This is a genomic window from Paractinoplanes abujensis, assembly GCF_014204895.1.
In the GTDB taxonomy this organism is placed as follows: domain Bacteria; phylum Actinomycetota; class Actinomycetes; order Mycobacteriales; family Micromonosporaceae; genus Actinoplanes; species Actinoplanes abujensis.
Genome location: NZ_JACHMF010000001.1, coordinates 5,502,013 through 5,515,171, shown reverse-complemented (window position 1 = coordinate 5,515,171; position 13,159 = coordinate 5,502,013). Strand labels below are relative to the sequence as shown.

The window sequence follows — 13,159 nt, the reverse complement described above, 5'->3', positions numbered from 1 at the left end:
TAGCCGCAGGCCGATGGCAGCGACGCCCGGCAGCGTGTTCTCCAGTGCCCCGCCACGGAAGAAGAGAGACACCGTCATGAAGCGCTTCGCTGGAATCACCGTCCTTGTTGTCCTCACCACGACCACCGGTTGCGCCCTGGTCGGCAAGGCGGGCGCCCCCACGGGGACCACCGCGCCGGCGATCACGCCGGGCGAACAACTCCTCCGGGCCGTCCCGGACATGAAGACACCCGCCTTCACCTTCGACGTCAAGGGTGGGGTCACGCCGATCTCCGGTGTCCTCGACGCCCCCCGCGAGACCTTCCGGGTGCAGGTCGTGCACACCGAGCCGGACGCCGGCTTCTCGATGACCATGTATGCGCTCACCGTCCGGGACAAAGCCTGGATGAAGATCCTGTTCAAGCCGGCGAAGGTGCCGGGTCTGCCCGCGGTGCCGCGCAAGTGGCTGGTCGTCGACCCGGCCAAGGTGAAGGACCCGGAGGTCGCGCCGTCCGGCTACGACGGTGACACCGATCCCGGCTACGCGGCGCTGGTGCTGCGGGGCGCGGCCGCCGTGACCGGGACGGGCGACGGTCACTACACCGGCACCACCGACCTCACCGCCTCGACCGAGGCCGAGATCGTGACCGACGCGCGGTTGAAGGCGCTCGGCCCGAAGGCCAAGGCGGTGCCGTTCGAGGCCGACGTCGACAGCGACGGTCGTCTGACGTCGCTGCTCGTCAAGATCCCGGCGGCCGGCAAGGCGAAGGCCGCGACCTATCACGTCCGCTACACCGGCTTCGGCACGACGAAGACGCCTGTCGCACCGACGGCGGCCGAGCAGATGAAGGCCACCCCGGTCGTCTACGACCTGCTGAACAGCTGATGGGGCGGCGGGGCCGGGGCGCGGGACCGACGGGGGTCCGCGCCCCGGCCACCGGGTGTGATGAGATCAGCCCCATGGGCGCGAGTGATGAGTTGGTCTTCGTCGGTGGCTACACGGCGGACAAGGGTGGTGACGGCGAGGGCATCGTCCGGCTGCGGCGCGATCCCGCGACCGGCGAGCTGACCCGGTCGGGCGTCGTGGCCCGGACCCCGAGCCCGTCGTTCCTGACCCGGCACCCGGCTCTGCCGGTCCTCTACGCCGTGAACGAGCTCGACCCCGACGGCACGGTCAGTGCCTTCACGGTCGATGCCGCCGGTGACCTCACACCGCTGGCGAGCCGCCCCACCGGCGGCAGCGACCCGGCCCACCTCGCGGTCACCGGCGACGGCCGGCACCTGCTGGTCGCCAACTACGGCACCGGGTCGGTCGCGGTCTTCCCGCTCGACGCCGACGGCGCCCCCGGCGAGCGCACCGACCTGCTGACGCTCACCGGCAGTGGCCCGGTGGCCGACCGTCAGGCCGGCCCGCACGCGCACATGGTGTTCCCGCTGCGTGACGAGGTGCTGATCGCCGACCTCGGCTCCGACAAGGTGTGGCGGGCCCGGCTCGACCCGGTCGCGGGCCGGCTGACGCTGCTCGCGCCCGCGGTCTCCGCCCCGCCCGGCACCGGCCCGCGGCACGTCCGCTTCTCGCCCGACGGCGCCTTGTTCGTGGTGGGCGAGCTCTCCGGCGAGCTGACCTGGTGGCGGCCCGGCGCCGACGGGTCTCTGGACCTGGCCGGGCGGGCGGCGACCACGACGGCCGAGGGGGAGAACTACCCGTCCGAGGTCGTGGTGCGGCCCGACGGCCGTTTCGTCTACGTCGCGAACCGTGGTCCCAACACGGTGACGACCTTCGCCTGGGACGGCGCGGCGGCGACCCTGGTGGCCGAGACGCCTGCCGGAGGTGACTGGCCACGCCACATGATCCTGGTCGGGGATCACCTCTACGTAACCAACCAGCGATCACGGAGCGTGACGACACTCCGGATCGACCCCGAGACCGGCGTGCCCGTGGCTCCGGCTGCGTCCGCCGCCGAGCCCACCCCGACATGCCTGCTGCGCTGGAGCGTTGTCGAGGGCAGGTAACGCCCAGAGCGGGATAGATGGTGATCATCGCGGAGCCGGGGACAAATCCGGCACAGGCCACCACTGATCGAGATGACACCACCACGCCCAGTAACGCATGATGCCAAGAATTCCAATCCGAGTAACTTTCGCCCGAACGTATATGGCATTCGGGTACGCAGATGCGCACTATGGAGCGCGTGTCAGGCCGCCATCGTAGAAACTTCAATCTCAGAGGAGCGGGCATCGTCGGAGCTGCGATGGCAATAGTCGTCGTAGTGGCGGGGTCCTACTTCGGATATCAGCAGCTTTCCGACGACAGCTGCTCCGGTTCCATCCGGTTGACCGTCGCCGCGACTCCCGAGATCGCGCCCGCGATCGACCAGGTCGCGCAACGCTGGGTGCAGGACGGGGCCAACGTCGACGGCACCTGTGTCGCCGTCGCCGTCGAGGACGTCAACTCCGCGACGATGGCCGCCGCCGTGGCCGGCGAGCACAAGGTGCAGCTGGCCGGTGTCGGCACCGCGGCCCAGGCCGTCAAGGTGCCCGACCTGTGGATCCCCGACTCCTCGACCTGGATCCTGCGCCTCAAGTCCGAGGCCCCCGGCTTCGTGCCCTCCGACAGCAAGCCGATCGCGCAGAGCCCGGTCGTGCTGGCCATGCCGGAACCGGTCGCCAAGACCATGGGCTGGCCGAACGAGAAGCTGGGCTGGGCGCAGCTGCTCCCGCAGATCATGAAGAACACGCGGCTCAACACGGGCATCGCCAACCCGCAGCGGGACGCGGCCGGCCTGTCCGGGCTGCTCGCGCTGGGCCAGGCGGCCGGCGCCGGTGACAAGGGTCAGCAGACCAAGGTCCAGGCCCTGCAGCGGCTGGCCACCAAGGCCTCCAACCTGCGGGACGAGCTGATCGAGAACTTCCCCCGCTCGGCCGACCCGACCGACATCGGCAGCAGCCTCAGTGCGGCGCCGATCTCCGAGCAGAACGTGGTGGCCTACAACGCCGCCAAGCCGCCGGTGCCGCTGGCCGGGCTCTACCTCGAGCCCAGCCCGATGCCGCTCGACTACCCGTTCGCCGTCATGCCCGAGACCGACCTGCCCAAGCAGCAGGCGGCCGCGGGGCTGCGGGCCCAGCTGTCCAGCGGCACGTTCAAGAACGCCCTGGGTGCGGCCGGCCTGCGCGCGCCCGACGGTTCGTTCGGCTCCGGCTTCGCCCGGCCGCTGGGTGCGCCCGACGCGTCCCCGCCCGCCAGCAACGAGGTCGGCGGCAACGGTGAGAACGGCGGCACGGCCGCGGCCGGCTTCGACGCCAGCGCGCTGAGCCAGGTGATCGGCAGCTGGACCGCCATCACACAGCCGGGCCGGGTGCTCGCGGTCTTCGACGTCTCGGGCTCGATGAACACCAAGGTCCCGACGGCGAACGACCAGACCCGGGCCGCGGTGACCCGCAAGGCGGCGGCCGCCGGTCTGAGCATGTTCAGCGAGAAGTGGGCCGTCGGCGTGTGGCTGTTCTCGACGGACATGGTCGGCAGCAGGCCGTGGAAGGAGATCGTGCCGATCACCCCGCTGGCCTCGGGCCGGCCCCAGCTGCAGGACTCGATCAGCCAGATCGTGCCCAAGGAGGACGGCGACACCGGCCTCTATGACACGGTTCTGGCCGCGTACAAGGAGGTGAAGAGGACGTGGGAGCCCGGCAAGGTCAACTCCGTCATCCTCTTCACCGACGGCAAGGACGAAGGCAGCAAGATCAAGATTGACCAGCTGAAGGCGCAGCTCAAGCAGCTCAACGATCCGAAGGAGCCGGTGCGTCTGGTCATCATCGGCATCGGTGACCAGGTCGACCGGAACGAGCTCGAGGAGGCCGTGCGGGAGACCCCGGCGGGCGGCGTCTTCGTGACCAAGGACCCGGCCAAGATGAGCACGATCTTCGTCGAGGCCATCGGCCGCCGCACCGGCGCCGCCGGCAGCTGATCCGTCGCGTCGTACCGATCGGGGCCGTCACCGCGAGGTGGCGGCCCCGATCAGTTGCGCGGCCCGTACCAGTCCAGGCAGACGGCGACGGCGTCGTCCTCGAGCTCGGCGTCGCCCACGAAGGCCCGCAGGTCACCCAGCAGCGAGCGGACGGCCTGCAACGGCACCAGCGCCCCGGTGCGCCGCACGAACCGGGCCAGCGCGGCGTCCCCGTAACGCCCGGTCGCCGCCACCGCGTCGTAGACCCCGTCGCTCACCAGCATCAGCCGGTCGCCGGGCTCGAGCCGGAAGCGTTGCACCTGGTAGTCGGTCTCCTCGAACATGCCGAGCGGGAACTCCTTGCTCAGCGTCTGCGCTTGCACCTCGCCGTCGCGCAGCAGCAGGAGCCGGGGCGAACCCGCGTCGACCGCCTCCACCTCACCGGTGGCCAGGTCGAGGTCGAGCAGCAGGGCCGACACGTGGCTCGCGCCCCGATGCTCGGCGAAGATGGCCTGGTCGGCCAGCGCGGCCTGATCGGCCAGCGGGATCCCGGCCCGGCGGGCGTTGCGCAGGGCGTAGGTGGCCAGCGCGGTCAGCAGGGAGGCCGACACGCCCTGGCCCATGCCGTTGAGCACGGCCAGCGACAGGCGGTCGTCCTCGTCGGCCCAGTCGAAACTGTCCCCCCGTACGTCGTACGACGGTTCGAGCTGCCCGGCCAGGCCGAACGCCGGGCGCGTGCGGCTGCGCGCCGGCAGCAGCTCCCACTGCATCTCGGCGGCCAGCGTGAGCCTGCGCGTCCGGGCGATCGCCTGGTAGCGGTCGGTGCCGGCCCGGGCCGACTGCAGCTCGTGGGCCAGCGCGACCCCGATCTCGGCCAGTTCGGCCGCCGTGCGGTCGTCGTCGGGCGCCGGCGCGCAGGCGAGCACCCCGATCCGTTCCCCGCGCACGGTGACCGGTACGAAGATCACATCATCCGCGTGCACTTCGGACTGGTGGTCGAAGCAGCGCCAGGCGGGGTCGCCCGGACGGGTGCGATCGTCGGATCCGAAGACCGGCACGAGGGCCGCCAAACGGTAGTCCACCAGGTACAACTCGGTTCGGACGACTCCGTACTCCTTGGCCAGTCCCTCGGCCAGGCGGTCCGGAACGGCGTCCGCGGCCGCGTCGGTGAGAATCCGCCGAACCGCCAGTAGCCTGTCGATCAATGAAGACCTCCTCGAACAGACGCGGCCGTACGAGTAGTCTCTGCTGCACCATGGCCGTTCACCATGGGCCGGACGGGCCTGACCCCATGCATGCCGCGGCGATCGACGACGCCGCGAAAGCTTTGCTGCTCGCGTGGGACGTGGCCCGCGAACAGGTGACGCCGCGCCTGTCGTCGGTGCAGCTCAACGCCCTGCTCGCCGTCGAGCGCGCCGAGGGCATCAACCTGGGCGGTCTGGCGGGCGAGCTGAGCATGCTGCTCTCCTCGGCCAGCCGTCTGTGCGACCGCCTGGTGGCCTCGGGCATGGTGGAGCGAGTGCCGGGCCGGGCCGATCGGCGGGAGATCGCGCTCTACCTCACCCCGGCGTCGCGCACCCTGCTGGCCGAGCTGCGTCAGATTCGCCGGCACGCGCTCACGGGCGTCCTGGAAAAGATGTCTTCCGGTGGCCGGGCGGCCCTGCTGCGAGGGCTCACCGAGTTCGCCGCGGCGGCGGAGGAGAACGGCGGCTCCGCGTCCGCTCAGACCGCCTGAGCGCGGGCCAGCCACGCCGCCGGATCTTGCTGAACGCCGCGGAGCACCGCGTCGGCGGCACCGCGCATGGCCGCGTCGGCCCCCAGTGCGGCCGGGCGCAGCGTCACCGGGGCGAGCCCGGCCGTCAGCACCCGCCGGCGCAGCTCGATCTCGATGCCCTCGTGCAGCCGGGCGAACTCCGGCGCGTAGCCACCACCGAGCACGATCACCCCTAGATCGAGCAGGTTGACGACCGCCGACAGGGCGATGCCGAGCGCGGCCGCGGCCAGCTCGGGATCGGCCGCGACAGCCTCCTGGCCGGCGTACTGCTCCAGGCAGCCGTTGGCCCCGCAGCGGCAGGGCCGCCCGTCGGGATAGACCGTGACGTGCCCGATCTCGCCGCTCCAGCCGCGCCCGCCGCGATAGAGAGCGCCGTCGAGCACGATGCCGGCGCCGATGCCGATCTCGCCGGAGACGTAGACGAAGCTGGGCTCGCCCCCGTCGGCCCGCAGCTCCCCCAGCGCGGCCAAGTTTGCCTCGTTGTCGACGGTGACCGGCAGTCCGGCCAGGGGTGGCACCCGCACCTCCTGCCAGCCCAGGTTGGGCGCGACCCGGACCAGTCCGCCCGGCGCGACCAGACCCGGCACGGCGAGCGCGGCGCCGGCCAGCACCGTCCCCTCGGCCTCGGCGGCTGCGCGGGCCTCGGTGGCCAGGGCGTCCAGGGCGGCGAGGGCGGCCGTGGGGGTCAGCAACCGCTGGTCGCCACGCGCGACGAAGCGGTGCCGCACGACGCCGGCCAGGTCGACCACGCAGGCGGCCTGATAGTCGACGTTGATCTCGAGGCCGAGCCCGGCCGGGCCGTCGGGCGAGAGCGCGAGGCCGGCGGCGGGACGGCCGGCCCCCGTGCGCGGGGCCGGCTCCAGCTCGGTGAGCAACCCACCCGCGATCAGATCGTCGACCAGGGCGGAGACGGTGGCCCGGGTGAGCCCGGTGAGGCCCGCGATGGCCGCCCGGGATGGGCGATCTGCGCTGTTCGCCACTGTCTGCAACACGAGCGCGAGATTGTGGGCTCGCACGCTCGATTGCCGGACCGGAGCCCGGGAAGCACTGAGGATGCGGCCGTTCACGTCTTGACAATGCCACACGGCCGCCAAATAATTCAACCAATAAACAAATCCGAGATGTTGCGTGGAGGTAACCGTGTCGGTCCAACCCACCCGTGAAGACAAGTTCTCCTTCGGCCTGTGGACCATCGGTTGGCAGGCTCAGGACGCGTTCGGTTCGGCCACCCGCCCGGTGCTCGACCCGGTCGAGGCGGTGCACAAGCTGGCCGAGCTCGGCGCGTACGGCCTGACCTTCCACGACGACGACCTGGTGCCCTTCGGCTCCGACGCGCAGACCCGCGACGGCATCCTCGCCGGCTTCAAGAAGGCGCTGGAGGAGACCGGCATCGTCGTCCCGATGGTCACCACCAACACCTTCAGCCACCCGGTGTTCAAGGACGGCGCGTTCACCAGCAACGACCGCTCGGTCCGGCGCTACGCGCTGCGCAAGGTGCTGCGTCAGGTCGACCTGGCCGCCGAGCTGGGCGCCGAGACCTTCGTGCTCTGGGGCGGCCGCGAGGGCGCGGAGTACGACGCGGCCAAGGACATCAACGCCGCGCTCGACCGCTACCGCGAGGGCCTCAACCTGGTCGCGCAGTACTCCGAGGACAAGAACTACGGCCTGCGCTTCGCCATCGAGCCCAAGCCCAACGAGCCCCGCGGCGACATCCTGCTGCCCACGCTCGGCCACGCCATCGCGTTCACCTACGAACTCGAGCGGCCCGAGCTGTTCGGCATCAACCCCGAGGTCGGCCACGAGCAGATGTCGAACCTCAACTTCACCCAGGGCATCGCCCAGGCTCTGTGGCAGAAGAAGCTCTTCCACATCGACCTCAACGGCCAGCACAGCGTCAAGTTCGACCAGGACCTGGTCTTCGGCCACGGCGACCTGCTCAACGCGTTCTCCCTGGTGGACCTGCTGGAGAACGGCCCGATCGGCGGCGGCCCCAAGTACGACGGCCCTCGCCACTTCGACTACAAGCCCTCCCGTACGGAGGACATCGGCGGCGTCTGGGAGTCGGCCAAGGCCAACATGCGGATGTACCTGCTGCTCAAGGAGCGCGCGCAGGAGTTCCGGGCCGACCCGGTGGTGCAGGAGGCGCTGCGGGCCAGCAAGGTGCTCGAGCTGGAGACCCCGACCCTCAACCCCGGCGAGACCTACCAGGACCTGCTCAACGACAAGAGCGCCTGGGAGGAGTTCGACGTCGACGCGGCCGGTGCTCAGGGCTACGGTTTCGTCAAGCTGCACCAGCTGATGATCGACCACGTTCTCCGGGCCAACTGACCTGAAGTAAAAGGGAAGACATGACTCTCGTAGCCGGGATCGACAGCTCCACCCAGTCCTGCAAGGTGGTCATCCGCGACGCGGAGACCGGCACGCTGGTCCGGCAGGGCCGGGCGAGCCATCCGGAGGGCACCGAGGTGCATCCGGACGCCTGGTGGGCCGCGCTGCAACACGCCATCGAGGAGGCCGGCGGCCTGGACGACGTGGCCGCCGCCTCGGTGGCCGGCCAGCAGCACGGCATGGTGGTGCTCGACGAGAACGGCGAAGTGGTCCGCCCGGCGCTGCTGTGGAACGACACCCGCAGCGCCGGTGCGGCCGCCGACCTCATTCAGGAGCTCGGCGGCGGCGACAAGTGGGCCGACGCGGTCGGCATCGTGCCGGTCGCCAGCTTCACCCTGACCAAGCTGCGCTGGCTCGCCCGCCACGAGCCGGAGAACGCCGCGCGGGTGGCGGCCGTGTGCCTGCCGCACGACTGGCTGACCTGGAAGCTGTCCGGGTCGACGGACATCAGCACGATCAAGACCGATCGCAGCGACGCCAGCGGCACCCTCTACTGGTCGGCCAAGACCAACGAATACCGCCCCGACCTGCTCGAGCTCGGCTTCGGCCGCCTCATCGCGACCCCCGAGGTGCTCGGCCCGACCGGCATCGCGGGCCGGCTGCCCAACGGCGCCCCGCTCGGCCCCGGGGCCGGCGACAACGCGGCCGCCGCGTTCGGCACGGGCGCCGGCACGGGCGACGTCATCGTCTCGATCGGCACGTCGGGCACGGTTTTCGTCTCGTCCGACGTCTCGCCCAACGACCCCTCCGGCACGGTGGCCGGGTTTGCCGACACCACCGGCCGTTTCCTCCCGATCGTCGTGACGCTGAACGCGGCCCGCGTGCTCGACGCCGCGACCAAGCTGCTCGGTGTCGACCACGACAAGCTGTCCCAGCTCGCGCTGGGCGCCCCGGCCGGCGCCGATGGGCTCGTCCTGATCCCGTACCTGGAGGGTGAGCGCACACCGAACCGCCCGGACGCCACCGGAGCGATCCACGGCCTGACGCTCAAGACCTCCGACCCGGCCCACCTGGCCCGGGCCGCCGTCGAGGGCATGCTGTGCGCGCTCGCCGACGGGCTGGACGCGCTGGTCGCCAACGGCGCCACGGCCAACCGCATCGTGCTGGTCGGCGGCGGCGCCCGCAGCGAGGCGGTCCGGCGCATCGCCCCCGAGCTGTTCGGGCTGCCGGTGCTGGTGCCCCCGCCCGGTGAGTACGTCGCCGACGGCGCGGCCCGGCAGGCCGCCTGGGTCGCCCGCGGCGGCGAGGAGCCCCCGGTGTGGTCGGCCGCGCAGCCCGAGACGTACGAGGCCGTGCCGGTGCCGCTCATCCGCGAGCAGTACGCCGCCGCCCGGGACGCGGTCGTCGATCGCCCCCGCTAACCTTTCGAGGTGACCCGGGGAGGAACCGCCCATCGCGTGTACAGCGTGGTGGTGTTCGTGGTCCTCGCCTCGCTCGACAACGTGGCGATCGGGCTGGTGCCGCCGCTGTACGGCAGCATCGGCGACGCCTTCGGGGTGGGCGAGGGCCACATCGCGCTCGCCACCACGATCATGTTCCTGATCAGCGCGGTCGCGGCCATCGGTTTCGCGTACGCCGGGGATCGCACCGACCGCAAGCCGGTGCTCATCCTCGGCACGCTGATCTGGATCGCGGGTACGACGTGGTCCGGCTTCTCCGGCAGCTATCCCAGCTTCCTGACCAGTCAGGTGGTCGCCGCGTTCGGTCTGGGTGCGGTCGCGTCGGTGAGCTTCGCCGTGGTCAGCGACCTCATCTCGCCCAAGCGCCGCGGGCTCGTGATGAGCTTCTGGGGCCTGTCCCAGGGCGTCGGCACGCTCGCCGGCACCCTGATCGGCGGTCTGCTCGGCCACGCCAACTGGCGCGAGCCGTTCATGATCACCGCGATCGCGGGCGGAGTGGCCACGGCGGCCTACCTGTTCACCTACAACGTGCCGCGCGGCGACTCCCAGCCGGAGCTGGCCGGCGTCGACTACGACGAGCGCATCCACCACGACCACCTGCCGCTGATCCTGCGCCGGCGGACGAACGTGTGGCTGATCCTGCAGGGGAGCACCGCGCAGATCGCCCTGGGTTCGCTGGTGTGGCTGCCGGTGCTGTTCCGCTCGCGCGCCGAGGACCAGGGCTATTCGGCCGGCACGGCGATCGTGATCGGCAGCGTGTTCGCCACGCTCTTCCAGGCCGGCGGCGCCCTGTCCATCCTGGGCGGCCTCGTGGGCGACCGCCTGCAACGCCGCACGCCCCGCGGCCGGGCGCTGGTGGCGGCGTTCGGGGTCGTGGCCGCCGTGCCGTTCTACATCGTGCTGTTCTTCGTGCCGATGCGCATCGACGTGCCCGACGGCGCCGGCACGGGCGGGGTCGTCCGGGCCGTCCTGGCCGACGTGTTCACCGAGCCCACCGTGGGGCTCTGCCTGGCCGTCGCCATCTTCGCGCTGATGCTCACGTCGGCCAACTCGCCCAACTGGTTCGCCCTGATCGCCGACGTCAACCCGCCCGAGCACCGCGGCACTGTCTACAGCCTGGGCAACCTGGTCAACGGCTTCGGCCGGGCGGGCGGCAACATCATGGTCGCGGCCGCCTTCCGCGGGCTGGCCGGCGCCTTCCCGCCCCCGCTCAACTACGCGGTCGGGCTGGCCGCCTTCCAGCTGTTCTGGCTGCCCACCGGCGTCATGTTCTGGCTGGCCAGCAGGACGGTCGCGCGCGACATGGAGGACACGCACGCCGCCCTGCTGAGCCGGGCCGCCCGGTCAGAGAGCCGCCCAGACGGTGACGTCGGTGGGGACCCGCCCGTCGTCGTCGAGGGGCTCGCTGCTCAGCAGGACCCGGGCGCCGGCCGGTAGCTCCACCGCCTCGGCCCCGAAGTTGGTCACCACGAGCACGTCGCCGTTGCGGAAGGCGAACGCGCCGTCCTGCCAGGTCACCGTGCCACGGCCCAGACCGTGCGCGCGCCGCAGGCCCAGCGCGCTGCGATAGAGCTCCCACGTCGAGCCGGCCACCCCCTGCTGGCGGTCGAGCGCGAACTCGGCCCACGTCGCCGGCTGAGGCAACCAGGACTTCTCGGCCGGACCGAACCCGTACGAGGGGGCGTCGGCCTCCCACGGCAGCGGTACCCGGCAGCCGTCGCGCCCGCGCTCCGCGTGCCCCGACCGTTCCCAGGCCGGATCCTCGCGGAACTCGTCGGGCATCGTGGTGTGCTCGGGCAGCCCCAGCTCCTCGCCCTGATAGAGGTAGGCCGAGCCGGGCAGCGCGAGCATGAGCAGCGTGGCCGCCCGGGCCCGGCGCAGGCCGAGCGCGGCGTCGGGCTGCGGGTCCTCGGCGCCGATGCCGGGCATGCGCGGGGTGCCGGCCGGGAAACCGAGCCGGCTGGCGTGCCGCACCACGTCGTGGTTCGACAGTACCCAGGTGGTGGGCGCGCCCACGGCGTCGTTGGCCTCGAGCGACTCGTCGATGACCGCGCGCAGCGCCGCCGGTGTCCACGGCGCTTCCAGGTACGGGAAGTTGAACGCCTGGTGCATCTCGTCGGGGCGGACGTAGCGGGCCAGCCGGCTGGCCGGGGCCACCCACGCCTCGGCGACGAGGATGCGGCCGCCGGGGTACTGGTCGAGCACCTGCCGCCACGACTGGTAGATCTCGTGCACGCCCTCCTGGTCCCACATCGGCGGGGGCGGGCCGGCGGGGTCGAGACCGCCCAGGATCGTGCTGGCGCTGGTCCAGTCGGTCAGGTTCTTTTCCTTGATCATCCCGTGGGCGACGTCGACCCGGAAACCGTCCACGCCGCGGTCGAGCCAGAACCGGAGGATGGCCAGGAACTCCTCCCGGACCTCGGGGTTGTCCCAGTTGAGGTCGGGCTGGCTGACGTCGAACAGGTGCAGGTACCACTGCCCGTCCGGGGTCCGCTCCCAGGCACTGCCGCCGAAGACGCTCTGCCACGAGTTCGGGGGTTCGTCCCCGTCGCGGAAGATGTACCGCTCGCGCTCCGGGCTGCCCGGGGCGGCGGCCAGCGCGGCCTGGAACCACGCGTGCTCGCTGGAGGTGTGGTTGGGCACCAGATCGACGATGATCTTCAGGCCCAGGTTGTGCGCCTCGGCGATCAGCTTGTCGGCGTCGCCCAGGTCGCCGAAGCGCGGGTCGACCCCGCGGTAGTCGGCCACGTCGTAACCGGCGTCGTGCTGGGGCGAGGGATAGAACGGGGAGAGCCAGACGGCGTCGACGCCGAGCTCGCGCAGGTGCGGCAGGCGGCCGGTGATGCCGGGCAGGTCACCCATCCCGTCCCCGTCGCTGTCGGCGAAGGAGCGGGGATAGACCTGGTAGATGACGGCGTCGCGCCACCATTCGTCGCGTTCGAGCATGCCACCACGTTAGTCATCGAGGATCGCGGCGAATCGCTCCTCGGCCAGGTCGAGCTGATCCATGATGTGGTCCTTGGCCGCGAGCGACAGCGGGGTGTCCGGCCGTCCCACCAGCTCACGCAGCTTGGGCACCAGCGGGCGGTATTTCGTGGCGGCCCGGACGGCCTTGTCGAGCGTGGTGTGCACCACGCCCACGCCGTTGTCGGTGAAGTCCGAGACCTTGATCACCCGGGCCCACGGGTCGCGTTCCAGGCTGGCCGCCACGTGCGCCCGGTACTGCTCGTGGCGGTCGCGTTCGGGGTCGTACTCCGGGTTGGTGACCGAGCTGACGAGTTCGGCCACCCGCGGCCCGAACCGCCGGGCCAGTTCGGCCACGGCCGCCTCGGTCAGCTCGGCGTGACTGCCCGCGGCCAGTCCGGACAGCTCGCCCGGGTGGTCCTCGACGGCGTCGTGCAGCAGGGCCGCGGTGAGCACGTCGACATCCCGTACGCCGTAGTACTTGATGATCCTGATGGCCACCCGGAGCAGGTGGTTGAGGTAGGGCTCGCGCACCCGGCGGTCGTCCGCGTGCAGGCGGGCCGCCAGGTCGAGCGCCTCGATCAACTGCTCACGCTCGGGCTCGGGAAACGTCTCGAGTTCGAGCAGGAGCCGCTCGCGGAGGCCGGCCTCGCCGTACACCTCGGTGATCGCGTGCAACGGCATCGACAGCAACATCCGGGGCGCCATGCGCA

11 protein-coding genes are annotated in these 13,159 nt (G+C 71.5%); 7 read left to right on the top strand and 4 right to left on the bottom strand.

Annotated features, from left to right (window positions below):
* The first annotated feature begins 76 nt into the window (after window positions 1–76).
* The 3 genes from BKA14_RS25100 to BKA14_RS25090 all read left to right on the top strand — a co-directional run bounded on the left by BKA14_RS25100 (window position 77) and on the right by BKA14_RS25090 (window position 3,941).
* Window positions 77–865 carry a hypothetical protein gene (locus tag BKA14_RS25100; RefSeq protein WP_184953317.1) on the top strand — a complete coding sequence of 263 codons (789 nt, stop codon included), beginning with the start codon at window positions 77–79 and terminating at the stop codon, window positions 863–865.
* Between the two features lie 74 nt (window positions 866–939).
* A complete protein-coding gene (locus BKA14_RS25095) occupies window positions 940–1,992 on the top strand; it encodes a lactonase family protein (RefSeq protein WP_184953316.1) in 1,053 nt (350 codons plus the stop codon).
* A 239-nt stretch (window positions 1,993–2,231) separates the two neighbouring features.
* Window positions 2,232–3,941 (top strand): substrate-binding domain-containing protein, encoded by a 1,710-nt coding sequence (locus BKA14_RS25090; protein ID WP_184953315.1) that lies wholly within the window; start codon window positions 2,232–2,234, stop codon window positions 3,939–3,941.
* Window positions 3,942–3,991: 50 nt separating this feature from the next.
* Here the strand turns inward: BKA14_RS25090 and BKA14_RS25085 are convergent, their stop codons facing one another.
* On the bottom strand, window positions 3,992–5,125 hold the full coding sequence (locus BKA14_RS25085; protein WP_184953314.1) for a PP2C family protein-serine/threonine phosphatase: 1,134 nt from the start codon (window positions 5,123–5,125) through the stop codon (window positions 3,992–3,994).
* A 50-nt stretch (window positions 5,126–5,175) separates the two neighbouring features.
* Here BKA14_RS25085 and BKA14_RS25080 point away from each other — a divergent pair, with 50 nt between their 5' ends.
* On the top strand, window positions 5,176–5,655 hold the full coding sequence (locus BKA14_RS25080; RefSeq protein ID WP_239093456.1) for a MarR family winged helix-turn-helix transcriptional regulator: 480 nt from the start codon (window positions 5,176–5,178) through the stop codon (window positions 5,653–5,655).
* Here the strand turns inward: BKA14_RS25080 and BKA14_RS25075 are convergent.
* Window positions 5,643–6,761 carry an ROK family protein gene (locus BKA14_RS25075; RefSeq protein WP_239093454.1) on the bottom strand — a complete coding sequence of 373 codons (1,119 nt, stop codon included), beginning with the start codon at window positions 6,759–6,761 and terminating at the stop codon, window positions 5,643–5,645. The genes BKA14_RS25080 and BKA14_RS25075 overlap by 13 nt on opposite strands.
* 73 nt (window positions 6,762–6,834) lie before the next feature.
* Between BKA14_RS25075 and xylA the strand changes: the two genes are divergently transcribed.
* The 3 genes from xylA to BKA14_RS25060 are packed head-to-tail and all read left to right on the top strand — an operon-like array spanning window position 6,835 to window position 10,919.
* Window positions 6,835–8,022, top strand: coding sequence for a xylose isomerase (xylA, locus tag BKA14_RS25070; protein ID WP_184953312.1), 1,188 nt, complete (start codon window positions 6,835–6,837; stop codon window positions 8,020–8,022).
* 20 nt (window positions 8,023–8,042) lie between these two features.
* Window positions 8,043–9,443, top strand: a complete 1,401-nt coding sequence (xylB, locus tag BKA14_RS25065; RefSeq protein ID WP_184953311.1) for a xylulokinase — start codon at window positions 8,043–8,045, stop codon at window positions 9,441–9,443.
* Window positions 9,444–9,452: 9 nt separating this feature from the next.
* Window positions 9,453–10,919: an MFS transporter gene (locus BKA14_RS25060; RefSeq protein ID WP_184953310.1), complete on the top strand. Its 1,467-nt coding sequence runs from the start codon at window positions 9,453–9,455 to the stop codon at window positions 10,917–10,919.
* On the opposite strand, the gene BKA14_RS25055 is transcribed toward BKA14_RS25060, so the two are convergent.
* The gene (locus BKA14_RS25055; protein WP_184953309.1) at window positions 10,827–12,428 is read right to left on the bottom strand and encodes a glycoside hydrolase family 13 protein; all 1,602 of its coding nucleotides are present in this window, start codon (window positions 12,426–12,428) and stop codon (window positions 10,827–10,829) included. The genes BKA14_RS25060 and BKA14_RS25055 overlap by 93 nt on opposite strands.
* Before the next feature lie 9 nt (window positions 12,429–12,437).
* Window positions 12,438–13,154: an HD domain-containing protein gene (locus BKA14_RS25050; protein WP_184953308.1), complete on the bottom strand. Its 717-nt coding sequence runs from the start codon at window positions 13,152–13,154 to the stop codon at window positions 12,438–12,440.
* Window positions 13,155–13,159: the final 5 nt, after the last annotated feature.

What these genes read in the sequence shown, in the direction of transcription:
- BKA14_RS25100 (WP_184953317.1), top strand. Translation starts at nt 77, where the DNA reads ATGAAGCGCTTCGCTGGAATCACCGTCCTTGTTGTCCTCACCACGACC.
- BKA14_RS25095 (WP_184953316.1), top strand. Translation starts at nt 940, where the DNA reads ATGGGCGCGAGTGATGAGTTGGTCTTCGTCGGTGGCTACACGGCGGAC.
- BKA14_RS25090 (WP_184953315.1), top strand. Translation starts at nt 2,232, where the DNA reads ATGGCAATAGTCGTCGTAGTGGCGGGGTCCTACTTCGGATATCAGCAG.
- BKA14_RS25080 (WP_239093456.1), top strand. Translation starts at nt 5,176, where the DNA reads ATGGCCGTTCACCATGGGCCGGACGGGCCTGACCCCATGCATGCCGCG.
- xylB (WP_184953311.1), top strand. Translation starts at nt 8,043, where the DNA reads ATGACTCTCGTAGCCGGGATCGACAGCTCCACCCAGTCCTGCAAGGTG.
- BKA14_RS25055 (WP_184953309.1), bottom strand. Translation starts at nt 12,428, where the DNA reads ATGCTCGAACGCGACGAATGGTGGCGCGACGCCGTCATCTACCAGGTC.
- BKA14_RS25050 (WP_184953308.1), bottom strand. Translation starts at nt 13,154, where the DNA reads ATGGCGCCCCGGATGTTGCTGTCGATGCCGTTGCACGCGATCACCGAG.